This window comes from Duganella fentianensis, assembly GCF_964031615.1.
GTDB lineage: Bacteria > Pseudomonadota > Gammaproteobacteria > Burkholderiales > Burkholderiaceae_D > Rugamonas > Rugamonas fentianensis_A.
This window is the reverse complement of sequence record NZ_CAXIQN010000009.1, coordinates 1-20,251: the sequence shown is the minus strand read 5'-3', so window position 1 is coordinate 20,251 and position 20,251 is coordinate 1. Positions and strand designations below refer to the sequence as shown.

Here is a 20,251-nt window from a genome sequence, read left to right as displayed (position 1 = left end):
GGTCAGAAGAATAACAAGATCAGAAGTTTAGTCATCGTTCAGAACCAGCCATCCATAGCGGGTTCACGCGACCAGTAGGTTCACATTAAAAAAGGACATACAAATGACCATTTTTGACAACTACGCCGCACGCTACGAACGCACCCGAGAAGAAGAGATGTCCATGAAGGAATATCTCGAACTCTGCAAAAAAGACAAACTCACTTATGCGAGCGCACCGGAGCGCATGCTGGCCGCCATCGGCGAGCCCACGCTGGTGGACACGCGCAACGATACGCGCCTGTCGCGCATCTTTGCCAACAAGGTCATCAAGATCTATCCGGCTTTCCGCGAGTTCTATGGCACGGAAGAAGTGATAGAACAGGTGGTATCCTACTTCCGCCATGCCGCACAGGGGCTGGAAGAGCGCAAGCAGATCCTGTATCTATTAGGGCCGGTCGGTGGCGGCAAATCCTCCATCGCGGAAAAACTCAAATCGCTGATGGAACATGTGCCGTTCTACTGCCTGAAAGGCTCACCCGTCAACGAATCGCCGCTGGGCCTGTTCAACGAAGAGGAAGATGGCACCATCCTCGAAGAAGATTACGGCATTCCGCGGCGTTATCTGCGCAATATCCCCAGCCCGTGGGCCGTCAAGCGTCTGCATGAGTTCAATGGCGATATCAACCAGTTCCGCGTGGTAAAGCGCTACCCTTCCGTACTCAAGCAGGTGGCCATTTCCAAGACCGAACCGGGCGATGAAAACAATCAGGATATTTCCTCGCTGGTGGGCAAGGTGGATATCCGCAAGCTGGAAGACTATTCGCAGGATGATCCCGATGCCTACAGCTATTCGGGCGGCCTGTGTCTGGCCAATCAGGGGCTGATGGAATTCGTCGAAATGTTCAAGGCGCCCATCAAGGTGCTGCACCCGCTGCTGACGGCCACGCAGGAAGGCAATTACAAAGGCACGGAAGGCTTTGGCGCAATTCCGTTCGAAGGCATCATACTGGCCCACTCCAACGAGTCGGAATGGAAAACCTTCAAGAACAACCGCAACAACGAAGCTTTCCTCGACCGTATCTACATCGTCAAAGTGCCTTACTGCCTGCGCGTAACGGACGAGATCAAGATCTACGACAAGCTGATTGCCCACTCCTCGCTGGCACAGGCACCGTGCGCACCGGGCACGCTGAAAATGATGGCCCAGTTCGCCATTCTGTCACGTCTGAAAGATCCGGAAAACTCCAGCATCTTCAGCAAAATGCTTGTCTACGATGGCGAAAACCTCAAGGACACGGACCCGAAAGCCAAGTCCATGCACGAATACGTAGACTATGCCGGCGTGGACGAAGGCATGAGCGGGCTATCTACCCGCTTCGCCTTCAAAATCCTGTCTAAAGTCTTCAACTTCGATAATACAGAAGTGGCGGCCAATCCGGTCCACCTGCTGTATGTGCTGGAGCAGCAGGTGGAACGCGAACAGTTCCCGCCTGAAACGGAGCAGCGCTATTTCTCGTATATTAAAGAGCATCTGGCGCAGCGCTACGTCGAATTCATCGGCAAGGAAATCCAGACCGCCTATCTGGAAAGCTATTCCGAATACGGCCAGAATATCTTCGACCGTTACGTGACCTTTGCCGACTTCTGGATACAGGATCAGGAATACCGCGATCCCGACACGGGCGAAAGCTTCGACCGCGAATCGCTCAACAACGAGCTGGAAAAGATCGAGAAACCGGCCGGCATTTCCAACCCCAAGGATTTCCGCAACGAGATCGTCAACTTCGGTTTGCGGGCACGGGCGAATAATGGCGGCAAAAATCCGGCCTGGACCAGCTACGAGAAATTCCGCAGCGTGATCGAGAAGAAGATGTTCTCGAACACGGAAGAACTGCTGCCGGTGATTTCCTTCAATGCCAAAGCCAGTGCCGAAGATGCCAACAAGCATGCGGACTTCGTTGCCCGCATGGTGGAAAAGGGCTATACGGCCAAACAGGTCAGACTGCTGTGCGAATGGTATCTGCGGGTACGCAAGTCGTCCTAAAGTAGCGGCGCATGCCGCTGCAAGGGCAGCCTAGTAACGAGCAACGGGAGGTCATTTGACTTACCTCATCGACCGGCGTTTGCAGGGCAAGAACAAATCTGCGGTCAATCGCGAGCGCTTCCTGCGGCGCTACAAGGCCCAGATCAAGGACGCGGTGGGGCGCGCCATCAAGGGGCGCTCCATCACGGACGTGGAAAACGGCGAAAAAGTCTCCATCCCCGTCAAGGATGTGGGCGAGCCTTCGTTTGGCCACGCTCACGGCGGCGTGTGGGAAACCGTCAATCCCGGCAACGAGGAATACCAGAAAGGCGATCTGATCAACCGGCCCCGTGGGGGTGGCGGCGCGGGACGGGGCAAGGCCGGCAATAGCGACCAGACTTCCGAAGACGACTTCATCTTCGAGCTATCGCGCGAAGAGTTCATGAACTACTTCTTCGAAGATCTGGAACTGCCGCACATGGTGAAAACCCAGCTGAGCAGCAGTACCGAGTTCAAGAACCAGCGCGCCGGCTACAACATGTCCGGTACGCCGTCAAACATCCACGTACTGCGGTCGCTACGCGGCGCGCTGGGCCGGCGCATCGCTGTCGGCGGCCATGCGCGCAAGCAGTTGCAGCAGGCCGAGGCGGAATTGCTGGAATTGCTGCAGGATGGCGCCAGCGCCGAGGCTCCCCGCGTGCTGGAACTGAAGAAGCTGATCCACCACCTGCATACGCGCCTGATCGCGATTCCCTTCATCGATCCTTTCGACCTGCGCTACAGCAACCGCATCAAAGTGCCCAAGCCGATGACGCAAGCCGTGATGTTCTGCATCATGGACGTTTCCGGCTCGATGGATGAAACGCGCAAGGATACGGCCAAGCGCTTCTTCATTCTGCTGTATCTATTCCTCAAGCGGGTCTATGACAAGATCGACGTAGTCTTCATCCGCCACCACACGGCGGCAGCGGAAGTGGACGAGAACGAATTCTTCCATTCGCGCGAATCGGGCGGCACGGTGGTATCGTCGGCACTCAACCTGCTCAACCAGATCATCGACGAACGTTACGGCGGCGGTGCATGGAACAGCTACGTGGCGCAGGCGTCCGATGGCGACAACTGGGATAACGATTCCATCCTGTGCCGCCAGTTGCTGGTCAACACCATCATGCCCAAAGTGCAGTATTACACCTACGTGGAAATTACCGATGGGCCGCCGCAGAACCTGTGGGAGCAATATGCCCAGGTGCCTGACCATCACGCCCATTTCGCCATGCAGAAAATCGTCACGCCGGCCGACATCTATCCGGTGTTCCGCGAACTGTTCAAGAAGCAGCCGAAATCATGAACGCCACGCCCACGCCACGCCGTCATCCCAACGCCCTGCCCGACCAGTCCGAATGGACCTTCGAGCTGATCGAGCAGGCCCATGAAGAAATCCGCCGTGTCGCCGCCGGTTTCGGGCTGGATACCTATCCCAACCAGCTGGAAATCATCACAGCCGAACAGATGATGGATGCCTACACCTCGGTCGGCATGCCCGTCTCTTATAACCACTGGTCGTTCGGCAAACATTTTCTGGCCACAGAAAAGAGCTATAAGCGGGGTCAGATGGGACTGGCCTACGAAATCGTCATCAACTCCAACCCCTGCATCGCCTATTTAATGGAGGAAAACAGCCTGACCATGCAGGCGCTGGTGATCGCCCATGCGGCCTATGGCCATAATTCCTTCTTCAAAGGCAACTATTTGTTCCGCACGTGGACCGATGCGGAAGCCATCGTCGACTATATGGTGTTCGCCAAGAACTATATTGCCGAGTGCGAACAGCGCCATGGCATCGATGCGGTGGAACTGCTACTGGATTCCTGCCATGCCATCCAGAACTATGGGGTAGACCGCTACAAGCGCCCTGCCCGCCTGTCGCTGGCGCAGGAAAGAGCGCGCCAGAAAGAACGCGAAGCCTATATACAGTCGCAGGTGAACGAACTGTGGCGCACCGTACCGCGCCGCGAGGAAGAGGAAGTCAGCAAGGAAGCCGTGCGCTTCCCGCCCGAGCCGGAAGAGAACCTGCTCTACTTTATCGAGAAATATGCACCATTATTGGAACCCTGGCAGCGCGAAATGGTGCGTATCGTGCGCAAAATCTCGCAATACTTCTATCCCCAGCGCCAGACCCAGGTGATGAATGAGGGCTGGGCCACCTTCTGGCACTACACGATATTGAACCAGTTGTACGATGAGGGCGTGGTAGGCGACGGGTTTATGATGGAGTTCCTGAAAAGCCATACCAATGTGGTGTACCAGCCGCCCGTCAGCAGCCCCTACTATAGTGGCATCAATCCGTATGCGCTGGGTTTTGCCATGATGAGCGATATCCGTCGCATCTGCGAAGCGCCCACAGAGGAAGATAAGGCCTGGTTCCCCGATATTGCGGGCAGCGACTGGCGCAAGACGCTGGACTTCGCCATGCGCAATTTTAAAGACGAAAGCTTTATCGCCCAGTATCTTTCGCCCCGGCTGATCCGCGAATTCCATTTCTTCGCCGTACTGGACGACGACCAGAACGAAAAACTGGCAATCTCGGCTATCCACGATGAATCGGGCTACCGCTATGTACGCCAGCAGCTGGCCGAGCAATACAATCTGGGCAACCGCGAGCCTAATATACAGGTGTGGTCGGTCAATACCCGCGATGACCGCGCCCTCACGTTACGCCATACCCAGTTCCAGCGCCGCCCCCTCAACCAGCAGGCGGGCGAAGTGCTCAAGCATGTGGCACGCTTATGGGGCTTCGACGTCCATCTGGAGACTATCAACGCGCAGGGTGAGGTGGTGAACACGCTGGAAGTGAAGCGGGAAAAACGCGCGCGCGGCAGTTAGCGCGGCAGTTAGCCCGGCAGTTAAGCAGCCTTCGTGACCAGCAATCGCAATCAGGCACAAGTCTTGCATAACAAAAAGTGGACGAATTAGTCGCCACACCCGTCAATGCATGTTGCACTGCAAAAGTCAATATTTTTTTGCGGGAGTTTAATGCAGGGCGGACGCAAGTATTTCAGGAAAGAAAGATTTACAACCGAATTATCGATTGGACGTAGTAATTTTACGCACATAAAATTCCGTTTTTCGCCTTAAGGGAAAACTAAGTAATGTCGTGGTGCATCGCGCCGACAAAATGCACCGGGGTGACTTGCATTTTGTATCAGAGTGGTGCGATGAGAGCGCTAACACCTAGGAAAACCCTATGAAATTAAAGCGATTTAAGGGATGAAAATTCTATGTAAAATCAAGAATTCGTATGTATAATTCGCCGACGTCCCGGATGCGGCTGTTGTTTTGTGTCGCCATTTTGGGGTTTAAGTAGCAACAAAAAGAGTTGGTATTGGAGAAAGCAGGCATGAATTTCACGCACAACGAGAAAAGCACCGGGAAGAACTTTACGGGCATTACCATTGTCGTTTTGTTGCACGTCCTGGTCGCTTACGGCATCGTGACTGGCTTGGGCAAACGTCTGGTAAGCAAAATGATCGCACCAGTGGAGACCAAGATCATTGAGGAGGTGAAACCTCCTCCACCAAAGGAACTCCCACCGCCACCACCTCCGCCAGAGATGAAAGCACCACCACCGCCTTTCATCCCGCCAGTTGAGGTGAATGTGCAGCAGCCGCCACCGGCCCAAAGCGTTATTAGCAATGCGACTAACGTCAAGCCTGCGACGACTGAACTCCAGAAAGCGCCTCCGGCACCACCGGCAGCGCCTCCTGGTCCGGCAAAATCGGTGCGCACGCCAGCAGTCGCTGACATGAGCACCTGCGCCAAGCCTGAATATCCGAAGAGCTCGCTGCGTAATGAGGAAACCGGTGTTACCACCGTTTCTTTCCTGATCGGGGTAGACGGCTCGGTGATGGAATCCAAAGTCACGAAGTCTTCCGGCTTCCGCGACTTGGACAAGGCAGCACAAAACGCCTTGGGTAAATGCCGATTCAAGCCAGCCACGGTTGATGGCAAGCCTGAACAGCAGTGGCAACCAGTGCAATACGTCTGGTCGCTGGATTAAACCGAGACTGCAGTCTTAGTCTCATTTGTGATTTCGTTGTCAAATAGTTCAGCGATCTTATTATTATCAATTTGGAGGAAGCATGTTTAAGAATACCCGTTTGTCCGCTGTACTGGCCGCAGTGCTGTTTTCCGTGACCGCAGCCACCGCCCTGGTAAGCGCACCAGCTTTCGCTGAAGATGCGCCTGCTGCGGCCGCTTCGGCACCAGCAGCCGCTCCAGCGGATGCGGCAGCTGCTCCAGCAGCAGAAGCACCAGCTGCTAAAGGCGGCACTCATGAAGAAGTGGACAATCCTTACGGCTTCGCAGCTGTGTGGGAAGCTGGTTTCGTATCGCGTGGCACCCTGATCATCCTGTCGCTGATGTCGATGGGTTCGTGGTACATCATCATCACCAAACTGATCGACCAGATGAAGATCTTCAAACAGTCGAAAGAAACTTCGGCTAAGTTCTGGAAAGCTTCCTCGATCGCTGCTGGTTCGACCACTCTGACCGAAGGCTCGCCATTCCGCTTCATCGCTGAAACCGGCACCAAAGCTACCGCTCACCACGACGGCGCCCTGCTGGAACAAATCGACCTGTCGACCTGGGTAACCATGTCCATCCAGCGCGCTGTTGACAAAGTTCAATCGCGTCTGCAAGACGGCCTGTCGTTCCTGGCAACCGTTGGTTCGACCGCACCGTTCATCGGTCTGTTCGGTACCGTTTGGGGTATTTACAATGCACTGATCGCTATCGGCATGTCGGGTAACGCATCGATCGACAAAGTTGCAGGTCCTGTGGGTGAAGCACTGATCATGACCGCTTTCGGTCTGTTCGTTGCAGTTCCTGCCGTTCTGGGCTACAACTGGCTGGTACGTCGTAACAAAGCTGCAATGGAAGACGTGCGTTCGTTCTCGGCTGACGTACACTCCGTACTGATCTCGGGCGCAATGTCCACCAGCGAAGCTGGCCGTGCTGCTGGCGCTAAAAAGATTGGATAATTAATCATGTCGATGTCCGTAGGCTCCGAGAGCGGAGACGAAGATCAAGTCATGTCAGAAATCAACACGACGCCCCTCGTGGACATCATGTTGGTTCTGCTGATTATCTTCCTGATCACGAGCCCGGTTGTTCTGAAGCTGATTAAGATCCAGCTGCCAGAAGAAACCAACCAGGTTATTCAGACCAAGCCGGAAGATGTCAACATCGTTGTAAGCAAGGATGGCGACATCTACTGGAATCAGAAGAAAATGCGCGACGCGAATGAGCTGTTCGACCTTCTGAAGGTGGAAGCAGTTAAGTTGCCTCAGCCGGAAGTACATGTACGTGGCGACCAGGAAACTCGCTACGAAGCAATCGGCAAGGTTATTTACACTACCCAGCGCGCTGGTATTCAGAAGGTCGGTTTCATCACCGAACCGCCTGATAAGGGTTAATCCCTCAAAGTGCATCGCAGACCGGTCCGCCGGTCTGCCCTTCTAAAAAGGAAACACCATGAGTATGAATGTCGGCTCCCCCGCCAGCGCAGGCGCGGATCCGGAACCAATGATGGAAATGAATATGACGCCCCTCATCGACGTGATGCTGGTGCTGATTATCATGATGATCATTACGATTCCTAAAGCCAACCACTCGGTCAACTTGAACATGCCGGTCGGCACCCCGCCACCGCCAGTGAAAGAACCTGTGGTCATCACGATTGACGTCGACTTCGACGGTACGATTCTGTGGGATAACGCTGTCGTTCCTGACCGCGGCTCGCTGGAAGCGAAACTGACCGATGTCGCAGCGCAAGCTGATCAGCCGGAAGTGCATCTGCGTCCGAACAAGCTGGTATCGTATAAAGTCGTGGCAGGCGTGATGGCTTCGGCTCAACGTCTGGGCGTGACCAAAATTGGTCTGGTCGGTAACGAACAGTTCCAATAAACAGTTATATGTTCAACAATAGGCAGGACCATTCCTGCCTATTTCGCATTTTGATGAAAGAAAATCCATGACCAAGTTTCGTCTCGCTCATCTCGGCCTGGTAATGGCCGCTATTGGCTTCACTGCAGCCGCTCCTCTGGCCGGTATTTCCTCGGTTGCCTACGCTGCCGAAGCAGTGCGCGCTGAAATCGGCAAACCACTGCAAGAAGCACAGAAACTGGCCGCAGCCGGCAAGAACAAGGAAGCGCTGGCTAAACTGAAAGAAACCGACGCTGTCGGTGGCAAGACCCCGAATGAAATCTACATGATCGAGCGCACCCGCGCTTCGGCCGCAGCTGCCGCTGGCGATAACGACGCCGCCGCCAAGGCCTTCGAAACGGTCATAAACTCCGGCAAGCTGTCGCCTGCCGAAGCACCAAAATTCACCCAGGCTCTGGCTGGTATCTACTACCGCGCCAAGGACTACCCTAAAGCCATTACCTGGATCCAGCGTGCACTGAAAGACAATCCGGGCGACGCCCAGATGCACGAACTGCTGATCCAGACCTACTACATCAGCGGCAAATACGCGGAAGCGGCCAAAGAACTGCAAGGCACCAAAGGCGCTTCGGAAGCTTCGCTGCAAATGCTGGCCAACATCCAGCTGAAACAGAACGATAAAGAAGGTTATGTGCAGACGCTGGAAAAGCTGGCTGGCGCCTATCCTAAATCGAGCTACTGGGCCGACCTGCTGAACCGCGTTTCCGGCAAGCCTGGTTTCGCTTCCTCGCTGTCGCTGGACGTGCTGCGTCTGCGTCTGGCTAACGGTCTGCTGACCAAGCCTAGCGAATTCATGGAAATGTCGCAGCTGGCACTGCAAGCTGGCAACGCTGCCGAAGCCATCAAGATCATCGATCAGGGCTACAAAAAAGGCGCACTGGGCACCGGTTCCGACGCTGCCCGTCACCAGCGCCTGAAAGATCTGGCTGCCAAGACCCAGACCGAGTTCGACGCCAAGCAGCCTGCTGCCGAAGCGGAAGCTGTCAAAGCCAAAGATGCTGATGCTCTGTCCAACATGGGCTTCGCACTGGTTACCGCTGGCAAGGCCGACAAAGGTCTGGCACTGATGGAACAGGCTGTGAAACTCGATAGCGCCCGCAATCCGGAAGCTGCCAAGCTGCACCTGGGTATCGCCCAGTCGATCGCCGGCAAGAAAGCCGCTGCACTGAGCACCCTGAAATCGGTCAAAGGCAAAGACGGCAGCGCCGATCTGGCCCGTTACTGGACCCTGAACCTGAACCGTTCGTAATTCGACACGGTTGAGCGTTCCCAGCGCCGCCGGCTCCATGCCGGCGGCGTTTTTTTTGCCTGTTTTGCCTTCCTACCCTTGCTTTTTGCCCGCCCGAGTGCGGTTAACTGTCAGCCACGGCCAACAGACCGTATAATCTCCCCTTTAGCGACAGTTCCACCCAAACCCATGAAGGTATTTCGAGGTCTCCCCAATGCGGCGGCGCGTGCGCCCTGCGCCCTGACGATCGGCAATTTCGATGGTGTCCATCTGGGCCATCAGGCATTGCTGGGCCGCGTGCGCGCAGCAGCCAGCGAACTGGAGCTGGAAGCGGCCGTCATGACCTTCGAACCCCATCCGCGCGAGTTCTTTGCCCGCAAAATGGGCGACCCCAGCAAGGCACCGGCGCGCATTGCCAATCTGCGCGACAAGCTGCAATCGCTGTCCGATAACGGCATAGACCGCGTCATCGTCGAACATTTTTCCACCGCGTTTGCGGCGCTCACGCCCCAGCAGTTCACCGAACAGGTACTGGTGGAAGGCTTGCACGTGAAATGGCTGATGGTGGGCGACGACTTCTGCTATGGCGCCAAACGGGCCGGCAATGTCGCCATGCTGATGGAGGCCGGTCAGCGCTACGGCTTTGAAGTACATACCCTGCCAACCGTGATGCAGGGCGACCTGCGGGTATCTTCCTCCGCCGTACGGGTGGCGCTGGCAGCAGGCGACTTTGCCCAGGCCGAAGCTTTGCTGGGCCATCCCTACGCCATTTCCGGCCACGTGATCCACGGCCAGAAACTGGGCCGCACGCTGGGTTTCCCTACGCTGAATCTGCGCGTCTCGCACCGCCCGGCCCTGAGCGGCATCTTCATCGTACAGGTACATGGTCTGGCCGAGCAGCCGCTGGCAGCCGTGGCCAGCCTAGGTGTGCGCCCCACGGTGGACGATAGCGGCCGCGTACTGCTGGAAGTGCATGTATTCGACTTTGCCGCCAACTGCTATGGCAAACAGGTGCGGGTGGAATTCCTGCACAAGATACGCGACGAAGAAAAATACACCGATCTGCCCACTCTGACGGCGGCCATCAACAACGATGCAGCGATTGCGCGGCGCTACTTTGCCGCGCGCGATGGCGCCGTAACTGCTACTGACCGAATTTGAGCGCGCGATCAGCTACGCGCGCCGGCTAACTAGAACATCCGAATTAAATTACTGAATAGATCACCATGTCCGACAACAAATCTGCCAAAAAACCTGAAAGCAAATACCCGGTCAATATGACCGAAACCCCCTTCCCTATGCGCGGCGATATGGCCAAGCGCGAACCGGGCTGGGTACAGCAGTGGCAAGAAAAGAAAATCTACGAGCGCGTACGCAAAGCTGCCGCCGGCCGTCCTAAATTCATCCTGCACGATGGCCCACCGTACGCCAACGGCGACATCCACATCGGCCACGCCGTCAACAAGATCCTGAAGGATATGGTGGTCAAGGCGCGCAGCTTCGCCGGCTACGACGCTCCGTATGTACCGGGCTGGGATTGCCACGGCATGCCGATCGAAATCCAGATCGAAAAACAGTTCGGCAAAAACCTGCCGACCGGCGAAGTGCTGGAAAAAGCCCGCGCCTACGCCAAGGAACAGGTCGAGCGCCAGCGCAAGGACTTCATCCGTCTGGGCGTGCTCGGTGAGTGGGACAACCCTTACCTGACCATGAACTACTCGAACGAAGCGGACGAGCTGCGCGCGCTGGGCAAGTTGCTGGAAAAAGGCTATGTCTACCGTGGCCTGAAGCCCGTCAACTGGTGCTTCGACTGCGGCTCGGCACTGGCCGAAGCGGAAGTGGAATATCAGGAAAAACGCGATCCGGCCATCGACGTGGGCTTCAAGTTCACCGAATTCGACAAGCTGGCTGCAGCCTTCAATCTGCCTAAGCTGCCGACCGAAAACGGCTTCATCGTGATCTGGACCACCACCCCGTGGACCATCCCGTCGAATCAGGCACTGAATGTCAACGCCGAAGTAATCTACTCGCTGGTGCAGACCGAGCGTGACGGCCAGCCGCTGCTCTTGATTCTGGCGCAGGATCTGGTGGAAAGCTGCCTGGCCCGCTACAAGCTGGAAGGCACTACCATCGCCACCTGCCACGGCGCAGCACTGGGCGGCATCAGCTTCCGCCACCCGCTGCACGCTTCGGACGCCTTCTTCGACCGTCTGTCGCCGATGTATCTGGCCGAATATGTGACCACCGAAAGCGGTACCGGTGTGGTGCACTCGGCACCGGCCTACGGTCTGGACGACTTTATCTCCTGCCGCGCACACGGCATGAAAGATGCCGACATCCTCACGCCAGTGCTGGGCGACGGTAAATTCGCCGCCAGCCTGCCCCTGTTCGGCGGCATGACCATCTGGGAAGCTTCGAAACCGATCTGCAACGCGCTGCGCGAAGCGGGTGCACTGTTCGAAGTGAAGATGTTCGACCACAGCTATATGCACTGCTGGCGCCATAAGACCCCGATCATCTACCGCGCCACTTCGCAGTGGTTCGCCGGCATGGACACCCAGCCGAAAGATGGCGGCCCGTCGCTGCGCCAGACCGCGCTGGCCGGCATCGACCAGACCGAATTCTTCCCTGACTGGGGCAAGGCGCGCCTGCACGGCATGATCGCCAACCGTCCCGACTGGACCCTGTCGCGTCAGCGCCAGTGGGGTGTGCCGATGGCCTTCGTAGTACACAAGGAAACCGGTGAGCTGCATCCGCGTACGCCGGAGCTGCTGGAACAGGTGGCCAAGCTGATCGAACAGGGCGGCATCGCGGCATGGCAGGCACTGGATCTGAAAGACCTGATCGGTGACGAAGCGGCCCAGTACGAAAAGAACAAGGACACGCTGGATGTGTGGTTCGACTCCGGTTCGACCCACCAGACCGTGCTGCGCGGTTCGCACAAAGAGCAGTCGGCCTTCCCGGCCGACCTGTATCTGGAAGGTTCGGACCAGCACCGCGGCTGGTTCCACTCCTCGCTGCTGACTTCCTCCATGCTGAACGGCACCCCACCTTACAAGGCGCTGCTGACGCACGGCTTCGTGGTCGATGGCGAAGGCAAGAAAATGTCCAAGTCGATCGGTAACACCATCGCACCGCAGGACGTGTGGAACAAGCTGGGCGCCGACATGCTGCGTCTGTGGGTAGCCAGCACCGACTACACGGGCGAGCTGTCGATCTCGGACGAGATCCTCAAGCGCGTGACGGAATCGTATCGCCGTATCCGTAACACCTTGCGCTTCCTGCTGGCCAACCTGTCCGACTTCGATGCGAGCAAAGACAGCGTGGCACTGGAAGACATGCTGGAAGTAGACCGCTACGCCATCGCCAACATGGCAGCGCTGCAGGCCGAAGTGGGCCAGCACTACATGCAGTACGAATTCCAGCCGGTCTACTCCAAGCTGCAGAACTTCTGCTCGGAAGATCTGGGCGGTTTCTATCTGGACCTGCTGAAAGACCGTCTGTACACCAGCGCCGTAACTTCCAAGGCACGCCGCTCCGCCCAGACCGCGCTGTGGCACATCACCCAGAGCCTACTGCGCATCATGGCACCGGCCCTGTCGTTCACGGCGGAAGAAGCCTGGGCCATCTTCGCCAGCGCCGACGCTTTCAAAGCCAGCGACGAAACCATCTTCACCCAGACCTGGTGGCAGCTGCCGGCCGATCCGCAGGCCGAAGCCCTGCTGGCCAAGTACACCGCCCTGCGTACCGTACGTACCGACGTGACCAAGCAGCTGGAAGACCTGCGTGCCTCGGGCGCCATCGGTTCCTCGCTGCAGGCCGAACTGACCATCAAGGCGGCTGGCGACAAGTACGCGCTGCTGGCCAGCCTCGATGACGACCTGAAGTTCGTCTTCATCACTTCCGCCGCCAAAGTACTGCAAGTGGGTACGGAAGCAGAAGAAGCCGTCGAAGTGGCCGCTTCCAGCGCCGAGAAATGCGAGCGCTGCTGGCACTACCGCGCCGACGTGGGCAGCCACGCCGACCACCCTACCCTGTGCGGCCGCTGCCATAGCAATCTGTTCGGTGCGGGCGAACAGCGCAAGTTCGCTTAATATGTGCTTCGCCCGTCCCGTAGCAAGCGGGATGGGCGTTACCGTCGTGACGAACTAAACTGAGTATCTATGGCCACCAAAAAAATCTTCCCTAGCAAATCTTCCGGCAGCCTGACCCCATGGCTGGGCATTGCCGCCATCGTGATCCTGCTCGACCAGATCAGCAAAATCACCATCACCCGCACCTTCCAGCTGGGCGAAGAAAAAATCATCACCAGCTTCTTCAATCTGGTGCTCGCATATAACAAGGGCGCCGCCTTCAGCTTCCTGCACGATAGCGGCGGCTGGCAGCGTTATCTGTTCACGGCCATCGGCATCGGTGCCGCCGGCTACATCGTGCTGCTGCTGAAAAACCATGGCGGCCAGCGCATGTTTGCCTGGGCCATGTCGCTGATCCTCGGCGGCGCCATCGGCAATGTGATCGACCGCCTGCTGTACGGCCACGTGGTGGACTTCCTCGACTTCCATCACAGCGCCGTGGGCCACTTCCCTGCTTTTAACATCGCCGATACGGCGATCTGCATCGGCGCAGGCCTGTTCATCCTCGACGAACTGCGCCGCGTGCAGCGCTAGGCCGCATCGTCGGCTGCGCTCTAAACCTACCAATCAGGAACCAGCATCATGATGGATTTGACTGGCAAGAAAATCGTCCTCGGTCTGACCGGCGGTGTGGCCTGCTACAAGGCGGCTGAACTGTGCCGCGCCCTGACCAAAGCAGGCGCCTCGGTACAAGTGGTGATGACCGACGCGGCCACCCACTTCATCACGGCCGTCACCATGCAGGCCCTGTCCGGCCAGCCCGTGTACAGCAGCCAGTGGGACCCGCGCGTCAACAACAACATGGCGCACATCGATGTGACGCGCAATGCCGACGCGATTCTGATCGCGCCCTGCTCGGCTGACTTCATCGTCAAGCTGGCGCATGGCGTGTGCGACGATCTGCTGTCCACCATGTGTCTGGCGCGGCCGCAGCACGTGCCGCTGCTGGTGGCACCGGCCATGAACGTGGAAATGTGGAGCAATCCGGCCACCCAGCGCAATGTGGCGCAACTGCGCGAAGACGGCATCGTCTTCTTCGGCCCCGATTCTGGCGCACAGGCCTGCGGCGAAGTGGGCATGGGCCGCATGCTGGAACCGGATCATCTGCTGGAAGAACTGATTGCATCGTTCCAGCCGAAAGTACTGGCCGGTAAGCGCATCCTGATTACGGCCGGCCCCACTTTCGAGCCTATCGACCCAGTGCGCGGCATTACCAATCTGTCGTCCGGAAAAATGGGCTATGCAGTGGCACGCGCGGCGCGTGAAGCGGGCGCCGAAGTGGTGCTGGTGTCCGGCCCGACGGCGCTGCCTACCCCGTTCGGTGTCACCCGCATCAACGTCCAGAGCGCGCTGCAGATGCACGACGCCGTGCTGGCCAATGTCGACCACCAGCACATCTTCATCGCTGTGGCGGCGGTGGCTGACTGGCGCGTATCGAACTCCAGCGAGCAGAAACTCAAGAAGAATCCGGATGGTTCCGTGCCAGATCTGAAGTTCGAGCAAAATCCCGACATTCTGGCGACCGTGGCCGCGCGTACCTCGCTGGCCGGCTATCCTTACTGCGTGGGCTTTGCCGCCGAATCGGAGAATCTGGTGCAGTTCGGCGCCGACAAGCGCGAGAAAAAAGGCATTCCTCTGCTAGTGGGGAATATCGGCCACCACACCTTCGGTCAGGACGATAACACCATCATCCTGTTCGACGAGAACGGCCACACCATCCTGCCGCGCGCCGACAAACTGACGCTGGCGCGCCAGCTGATCTCGGAAATTTCCAAACGTATCACCCAGCATTCACTGTTTGCTCATTAAATGAAAAATATCGCCGTTAAAATCATAGACCCGCGCATGAAAGACAACCTGCCGGCCTACGCAACTCTGGGTTCGGCTGGTCTCGATCTGCGCGCCTGCATCGATGCACCGATGGTGATAGAACCGGGACAAACGGTGCTGATCCCGACCGGTCTGGCGATCCATCTGGCCGATCCTGGCTATGCCGCCATGATCCTGCCGCGCAGCGGCATGGGCCACAAGAACGGCATCGTGCTGGGCAATCTGGTAGGCTTGATCGATTCCGACTATCAGGGACAGTTAATGGTATCGACCTGGAACCGCGGCCAGAACGCCTTCACGCTGAACCCGATGGAACGGCTGGCGCAACTGGTGATCGTGCCGGTGCTGCAGGTAGGTTTTGAAGTAGTAGAAGAATTCGGCGCCAGCGAACGTGGCGAAGGCGGTTTTGGCAGTACCGGCAAACACTAAAGGAGAGCCGCATGGGGCAGCACACAGCATGGTTACAAAGCCGTAGTTGCTACGCGCTGCTAACGCTCGCTGCCCTGCTTTCCGGCTGTTCGCTGCTACCGTCGCGGCCTGCGCCGCAACCGGCCGAACCGGCCGTCACCCAGTCCATGCAGGAAGAACCTCCTGCGCTGACGGCACGTGCCGCCGCAGCCCGTACTGCCCTGACCCAGATGGTCAACCTGCAGGAGCAGTTATACCGCATCGCTGCGCCCATCCTGATCAACAACGCCGACCTGTGTCGCAACCATGCGCGCAATCTGCTGGGCTTCACGGCCAAGAACCGCTATTCCTATTCAGGTGAATTCGTCGACGCTGCGCAAAGCGCACTCGGTTACGGCGACCAGCTGGAAGTGGCCAGCGTCCTGGCCGGCAGTGGCGCTGCCCGCGCCGGTCTGCGCAAAGGCGACCGTCTGATGGCTGTCGAAGGAAAAACCCTGCCATCGGGCCAGGATGCAGAAACCCAGGCGGCTGCCATCCTCGCTCCGCTGGTAGGTAGCAGCCAGTCCCTCAATCTGATCATCGCGCGCGATGGCCGCAACCAGAATCTGGTGGTGCCGGTGACGCGCGCCTGCGCCTTCCGCATCGATATCGGCAATGCCGACAATATCAACGCCTATTCGGATGACCAGCGCGTGATGCTCACCCGTGGCATGGTCAACTTTGCCCAGAGTGACGAAGCCATCGCCTATGTGCTGGCGACGGAAATCGCTCACAATGTGCTGGGCCATGCGGCCGTCACCCGCTCGGCTTACACAGTCGGCAGCATCATCGACAATCTGGTGGCCGTACGGCCCGATACCAGCCAGTTGATCGGCACAGCCGGCGTCAAAGCCATGCCGCAGGAACTCGATGCGGCGGCCGACTATCTGGCGCTGTACATGGTGGCGCGTGCCGGCTACAACCTCGATCGCGCGCACGCCTTCTGGCAGCGGCTAGCCACCCAGTATCCGCCTACGGTGTTAAATGGTTATACGGCGCACCATCCGTCCACGGCCTACCGCCTCAACGTGATCGATAAAACCATCGCCGAAATCAAAGCCAAGCAGGCTAGCCGCCGGCCCCTGCTTCCCTAGTCTGCCGGATTACCCGCCATGAAGCCTACCGTCCTTGCCATTTTCCTCTCGGGTGTATTCTGCGCCAGCGCGCAAGCTTCGGACTGGAGCAAACTGGGGACGAGCGAAGGCGCCGTGGTGTATCTGGATAAAGCCAGCATCATCAAGAGCGACAAGTCGCACAAGGTCTGGACCATGCGCAGCTATAGCAAAGCGCGCCAGACGCCGGACGGTAAAAGCTACCGCTCCGTCAAAGCCCAGCATACGTATAACTGCGAACAGCGCACCACCATCCTGCTAGTGCAGGTGTTCTACCCCGATGCCATGGGCAAGGGGGAAGCCGTGGGCAATTACAAATACGAGAAGTTCGACGCGGAAGATATCATCCCAGACAGCCCGTTCGATCATGCGCTGGGCGCCGTGTGCGAACCCTGAAGCAGGCTTCCCTAGTTAGGGAAATTCGGGAAGAAGTTGCTCATCACCCAAGTCAGCACACCGAGCGACGCCACCGTGGCGATCAGTACCAGCAGCAAGCGGCCGAATTTCGGCTTTCCGTCGTTTTCATCACGCATCGTCATGGCTAATCCTGCAAGCTTGAGAGAGCCGTAGTATAGTCCATCCATGGACAGCATCGACCTCGAAGTTTTGAAAACCAGTGCCGGCTGGATCGCCGCAGGGCAGCGTTGCGAGCTCATTACGGTGATCAAAACCTGGGGCTCCAGCCCCCGCCCCGTGGGTGCCACGCTGGCCATCTGTGAAGATGGCACCGTGGTCGGCTCGGTTTCCGGCGGCTGCATCGAGGATGACCTGATCGCGCGTGTGCAGCGCGAGGGTATTACAGCAGCCGTTCCCCGCATCGTCAGCTACGGCATTACGGCCGACGAAGCACACCGTTTCGGCCTACCCTGTGGCGGCACCATCGAACTGGCAATCGAACCTTTATCGCAGCAGAGCCGCCTTGACGAACTGCTGCAGCGACTGGAACAGCACCAGCTAGTGCAGCGCCGGCTCGATCTGCGCACGGGCGCAGTCGAACTGTCGCCAGCGTCCGCCGGCACCCAGTTACAGATCAGCGAGCACGCGCTAGTGACAGTACACGGCCCGCGCTGGCGCCTGCTCATCATCGGCGCCGGCCAACTGTCACGCTTCCTCGCCCAGATCGCCAGCGCCATGGACTACCATGTGATCGTCTGCGACCCACGCGAGGAATACCGTGCCGGCTGGACGCTGGCAGAGGTGCCGCTGCTGCACGAAATGCCGGACGATGTGGTGATCAGCCTACAGCTAGACCACCGCAGCGCCGTCGTAGCACTGACCCACGACCCCAAGCTCGATGATCTGGCCCTGATGGAAGCGCTGCGTTCCGATGCCTTCTATGTGGGCGCTATCGGCTCGCGCCAGAACAATGCCAAGCGGCGCGAACGCCTGCTGCAGTTCGATCTGAGCGCCGAACAGGTAGCGCGTCTGCACGGCCCCATCGGCCTCTACATCGGCAGCAAGACGCCGGCCGAAATCGCCATCTCGATACTGGCCGAGATGACAGCCATCAAGAACGCCGTACCGGCCAGCCTGCTCGTTCCGCACGCCGCCACACCGGCAGCGCCGGGCAGCAACGCCTGCGCCATCGAACTGGGCGCAGCGTGAAGCAGAACGCCATATCACGCCGACACCGAATTCAAAAGCAAGAACCGGCTAGCCCGCGCACACCGACCGCGCGACAATTGCCACTCACATCAACCACGGAAACCGCATGAGCACCACCAATTTGCTACGCCTGATACTCCTTGCCGCCATCTGGGGTGGCTCCTTCCTGTTCATGCGCATCGCCGCCCCTGTGCTGGGCGCGGCCGTGCTGATCGAGTATCGCGTCCTGTTTGCTTCACTGTTCCTTGCCGTGATCGCCCTGCTGCTGCGCAAGCCACTCTACCTACGCGACAACTGGAAGCACTATCTGCTCTTGGGCTTCTTTAATTCGGCGCTGCCTTTCCTGCTGTTCGGCTTTGCCGCCCGCACGCTGTCCGCCTCGCTGCTGGCGGTACTGAACGCCACCACGCCCTTGTGGGGCACCTTGATCGCCGCCGTCTGGAGCCGCCACATGGTCAGCGCCAAAGTCATGCTGGGATTGCTGATGGGCGCCTGCGGCGTCTCGCTGCTGGTGGGCTTTGATCACGTCAGCAGCAAACCCGGTGCCGGCATCGCGATTATCGCTGTACTGGTAGCAGCTTTCAGCTACGGCGTCGCCAGCAACTACGCCAAACAGGCCAAGGCGGTCGAGCCGTTCGCCAATGCACATGGCTCGATGTGGGCTTCCACGCTGCTGGTCGCACCTGCCCTGCCCTTCTTCCCCATGCCCGGTGAACCGACGGTGGGCATCATGGCCGCCGTGCTGGCACTGGGCATCGTCTGCAGCGGCATCGCCTACCTGCTGTACTTCCGCCTGATACAGGATATCGGCCCCTCCTCAGCGCTGACGGTCACCTTCCTCAGTCCTCTGTTCGGCATCCTGTGGGGCATCCTGTTCCTCGGCGAACATGTGGGCTGGTACACCTTTGTCGGCGCTGCCATCGTGATTACCGGCACGGCGCTGGTCACGGGCTTCCGGCCTAATCTGGGCTTCCTGAAAAAACACACGGCCGCATGAAACCCCGTACGCTGGCTCTGCCACCCCACTATCGCCTGCAAGACGTGCTGGCCTTCCACCGGCGCGACAGCGAAAGCGTAGCCGAGCAGGTGGGCGAACAGAGCCTGCGCAAAGGCCTGCTGCTCGACGGCAGTGCGGCGGTACTCAACATCAGCTTCGACGCCGCACACGCGCCTACCAGCGCGCGCTACCAGCTCGACGTTGACGGCGCCACCAGCAGCGCCGCCAAAGCGCAACTCGAAGGCGTGCTACAGAGCGTGCTGGGATTGCGGCTAGATCCCCAGCCCTTCTGCGATTTCGCTGCTGACGATGCGCTGTTCGGCGCGCTCACCCGCGCCCAGCCCGGCCTGCGCGTGGTGCAGTCGGCCACGCTGTTCGAAGCGCTGACGTGGGCCATCATCGGCCAGCAGATCAACCTCACGTTTGCCATTGCGCTGCGCCGTACGCTGATCCAGCAGGCGGGACGCCAGCACAGCAGCGGCCTGTGGTGCTATCCCGATGCGACAGCAGTCGCTGCGCTCGACGTGGAAGCCCTGACCAGCCGTAAATTCTCCCGCGCCAAAGCGGAAACTGTGCTGCGGCTGGCGCGCCTTGTGGCCGACGGCAGCCTGCAACTAGAACTCTCAGCCAGCAACAGCATCGAGCAAGTCTCGGCCGCGCTGCTGGCGGTGAAAGGCATAGGCCCGTGGACCGTCAACTACGGCCTGCTGCGCGGCTACGGTTATGCCGACTGTTCGCTGCATGGCGATGTGGCCGTGCGCGCAGCGCTGCAGCATCTGCTGGGCGAAGACAGCAAGCCGGACATGGCTCGTACCGAGCAGATACTGGCGCGCTACAGCCCGCACCGCACGATGGCCGCCGCCCACCTGTGGGCCAGCCTGCATCCGCGCA

The 20,251-nt window shown here is 58.6% G+C and carries 19 protein-coding genes; 18 read left to right on the top strand and 1 reads right to left on the bottom strand.

Translation table 11 applies throughout. From position 1 onward, the window contains the following. Positions 1–103: 103 nt before the first annotated feature. The 15 genes from ABNT42_RS06010 (at position 104) to ABNT42_RS05940 (ending at position 17,154) form a co-directional block, all read left to right on the top strand. Positions 104–2,026 (top strand): PrkA family serine protein kinase, encoded by a 1,923-nt coding sequence (locus ABNT42_RS06010; RefSeq protein ID WP_348695313.1) that lies wholly within the window; start codon positions 104–106, stop codon positions 2,024–2,026. Between the two features lie 55 nt (positions 2,027–2,081). Continuing rightward, positions 2,082–3,353, top strand: a complete 1,272-nt coding sequence (locus ABNT42_RS06005; protein ID WP_348695310.1) for a YeaH/YhbH family protein — start codon at positions 2,082–2,084, stop codon at positions 3,351–3,353. Beyond that, complete coding sequence (locus ABNT42_RS06000) at positions 3,350–4,888, top strand: SpoVR family protein (protein ID WP_348695308.1); 1,539 nt, start codon at positions 3,350–3,352, stop codon at positions 4,886–4,888. Before ABNT42_RS06005 ends, ABNT42_RS06000 begins: the two co-directional genes overlap by 4 nt. A 514-nt stretch (positions 4,889–5,402) precedes the next feature. After that, positions 5,403–6,062 carry a TonB family protein gene (locus tag ABNT42_RS05995; RefSeq protein ID WP_348695306.1) on the top strand — a complete coding sequence of 220 codons (660 nt, stop codon included), beginning with the start codon at positions 5,403–5,405 and terminating at the stop codon, positions 6,060–6,062. A gap of 82 nt (positions 6,063–6,144) precedes the next feature. Beyond that, positions 6,145–7,044 (top strand): MotA/TolQ/ExbB proton channel family protein, encoded by a 900-nt coding sequence (locus ABNT42_RS05990; protein ID WP_348695303.1) that lies wholly within the window; start codon positions 6,145–6,147, stop codon positions 7,042–7,044. 6 nt (positions 7,045–7,050) lie between these two features. Continuing rightward, positions 7,051–7,479 carry a biopolymer transporter ExbD gene (locus tag ABNT42_RS05985; RefSeq protein ID WP_348695301.1) on the top strand — a complete coding sequence of 143 codons (429 nt, stop codon included), beginning with the start codon at positions 7,051–7,053 and terminating at the stop codon, positions 7,477–7,479. 58 nt (positions 7,480–7,537) lie between these two features. Then, entirely contained in the window at positions 7,538–7,969 is a 432-nt protein-coding gene (locus ABNT42_RS05980; protein ID WP_348695298.1) for a biopolymer transporter ExbD, read from the top strand. A 67-nt stretch (positions 7,970–8,036) separates the two neighbouring features. Then, complete coding sequence (locus tag ABNT42_RS05975; protein ID WP_348695296.1) at positions 8,037–9,257, top strand: tetratricopeptide repeat protein; 1,221 nt, start codon at positions 8,037–8,039, stop codon at positions 9,255–9,257. Between the two features lie 168 nt (positions 9,258–9,425). After that, positions 9,426–10,397 carry a bifunctional riboflavin kinase/FAD synthetase gene (locus ABNT42_RS05970; RefSeq protein ID WP_348695293.1) on the top strand — a complete coding sequence of 324 codons (972 nt, stop codon included), beginning with the start codon at positions 9,426–9,428 and terminating at the stop codon, positions 10,395–10,397. A gap of 65 nt (positions 10,398–10,462) precedes the next feature. Next, on the top strand, positions 10,463–13,330 hold the full coding sequence (ileS, locus tag ABNT42_RS05965; RefSeq protein ID WP_348695290.1) for an isoleucine--tRNA ligase: 2,868 nt from the start codon (positions 10,463–10,465) through the stop codon (positions 13,328–13,330). 69 nt (positions 13,331–13,399) lie between these two features. Continuing rightward, positions 13,400–13,903 (top strand): signal peptidase II, encoded by a 504-nt coding sequence (lspA, locus tag ABNT42_RS05960; protein WP_348695287.1) that lies wholly within the window; start codon positions 13,400–13,402, stop codon positions 13,901–13,903. A 51-nt stretch (positions 13,904–13,954) separates the two neighbouring features. Next, positions 13,955–15,178, top strand: coding sequence for a bifunctional phosphopantothenoylcysteine decarboxylase/phosphopantothenate--cysteine ligase CoaBC (coaBC, locus tag ABNT42_RS05955; RefSeq protein ID WP_348696100.1), 1,224 nt, complete (start codon positions 13,955–13,957; stop codon positions 15,176–15,178). Beyond that, positions 15,179–15,628, top strand: a complete 450-nt coding sequence (gene dut / locus ABNT42_RS05950; RefSeq protein ID WP_348695284.1) for a dUTP diphosphatase — start codon at positions 15,179–15,181, stop codon at positions 15,626–15,628. An 11-nt stretch (positions 15,629–15,639) separates the two neighbouring features. Continuing rightward, the gene (locus tag ABNT42_RS05945; RefSeq protein WP_348695282.1) at positions 15,640–16,740 is read left to right on the top strand and encodes a M48 family metallopeptidase; all 1,101 of its coding nucleotides are present in this window, start codon (positions 15,640–15,642) and stop codon (positions 16,738–16,740) included. 18 nt (positions 16,741–16,758) lie between these two features. After that, a complete protein-coding gene (locus ABNT42_RS05940) occupies positions 16,759–17,154 on the top strand; it encodes a surface-adhesin E family protein (RefSeq protein WP_348695279.1) in 396 nt (131 codons plus the stop codon). 11 nt (positions 17,155–17,165) lie between these two features. Here ABNT42_RS05940 and ABNT42_RS05935 read toward each other — a convergent pair whose 3' ends face one another. Then, positions 17,166–17,297 (bottom strand): hypothetical protein, encoded by a 132-nt coding sequence (locus ABNT42_RS05935; RefSeq protein WP_348695276.1) that lies wholly within the window; start codon positions 17,295–17,297, stop codon positions 17,166–17,168. 43 nt (positions 17,298–17,340) lie between these two features. On the opposite strand from ABNT42_RS05935, the gene ABNT42_RS05930 reads away from it, so the two are divergent. The 3 genes from ABNT42_RS05930 to ABNT42_RS05920 form a co-directional block, all read left to right on the top strand. Continuing rightward, positions 17,341–18,363 (top strand): XdhC family protein, encoded by a 1,023-nt coding sequence (locus ABNT42_RS05930; protein WP_348695273.1) that lies wholly within the window; start codon positions 17,341–17,343, stop codon positions 18,361–18,363. A gap of 106 nt (positions 18,364–18,469) precedes the next feature. Continuing rightward, the gene (locus ABNT42_RS05925) at positions 18,470–19,360 is read left to right on the top strand and encodes a DMT family transporter (protein WP_348695270.1); all 891 of its coding nucleotides are present in this window, start codon (positions 18,470–18,472) and stop codon (positions 19,358–19,360) included. Then, positions 19,357–20,251: DNA-3-methyladenine glycosylase 2 (locus tag ABNT42_RS05920; protein ID WP_348695267.1), on the top strand; the 895-nt coding region annotated here is incomplete at its 3' end. The genes ABNT42_RS05925 and ABNT42_RS05920, both read left to right, overlap by 4 nt.

Excerpts from the sequence above, each read along its gene's own strand:
- ABNT42_RS06010 (WP_348695313.1), top strand. The coding sequence starts at position 104 with ATGACCATTTTTGACAACTACGCCGCACGCTACGAACGCACCCGAGAA.
- ABNT42_RS06000 (WP_348695308.1), top strand. The coding sequence starts at position 3,350 with ATGAACGCCACGCCCACGCCACGCCGTCATCCCAACGCCCTGCCCGAC.
- ABNT42_RS05995 (WP_348695306.1), top strand. The coding sequence starts at position 5,403 with ATGAATTTCACGCACAACGAGAAAAGCACCGGGAAGAACTTTACGGGC.
- ABNT42_RS05990 (WP_348695303.1), top strand. The coding sequence starts at position 6,145 with ATGTTTAAGAATACCCGTTTGTCCGCTGTACTGGCCGCAGTGCTGTTT.
- ABNT42_RS05985 (WP_348695301.1), top strand. The coding sequence starts at position 7,051 with ATGTCGATGTCCGTAGGCTCCGAGAGCGGAGACGAAGATCAAGTCATG.
- ABNT42_RS05980 (WP_348695298.1), top strand. The coding sequence starts at position 7,538 with ATGAGTATGAATGTCGGCTCCCCCGCCAGCGCAGGCGCGGATCCGGAA.
- ABNT42_RS05975 (WP_348695296.1), top strand. The coding sequence starts at position 8,037 with ATGACCAAGTTTCGTCTCGCTCATCTCGGCCTGGTAATGGCCGCTATT.
- ABNT42_RS05970 (WP_348695293.1), top strand. The coding sequence starts at position 9,426 with ATGAAGGTATTTCGAGGTCTCCCCAATGCGGCGGCGCGTGCGCCCTGC.
- ileS (WP_348695290.1), top strand. The coding sequence starts at position 10,463 with ATGTCCGACAACAAATCTGCCAAAAAACCTGAAAGCAAATACCCGGTC.
- lspA (WP_348695287.1), top strand. The coding sequence starts at position 13,400 with ATGGCCACCAAAAAAATCTTCCCTAGCAAATCTTCCGGCAGCCTGACC.
- coaBC (WP_348696100.1), top strand. The coding sequence starts at position 13,955 with ATGGATTTGACTGGCAAGAAAATCGTCCTCGGTCTGACCGGCGGTGTG.
- dut (WP_348695284.1), top strand. The coding sequence starts at position 15,179 with ATGAAAAATATCGCCGTTAAAATCATAGACCCGCGCATGAAAGACAAC.
- ABNT42_RS05945 (WP_348695282.1), top strand. The coding sequence starts at position 15,640 with ATGGGGCAGCACACAGCATGGTTACAAAGCCGTAGTTGCTACGCGCTG.
- ABNT42_RS05940 (WP_348695279.1), top strand. The coding sequence starts at position 16,759 with ATGAAGCCTACCGTCCTTGCCATTTTCCTCTCGGGTGTATTCTGCGCC.
- ABNT42_RS05935 (WP_348695276.1), bottom strand. The coding sequence starts at position 17,297 with ATGACGATGCGTGATGAAAACGACGGAAAGCCGAAATTCGGCCGCTTG.
- ABNT42_RS05930 (WP_348695273.1), top strand. The coding sequence starts at position 17,341 with ATGGACAGCATCGACCTCGAAGTTTTGAAAACCAGTGCCGGCTGGATC.
- ABNT42_RS05925 (WP_348695270.1), top strand. The coding sequence starts at position 18,470 with ATGAGCACCACCAATTTGCTACGCCTGATACTCCTTGCCGCCATCTGG.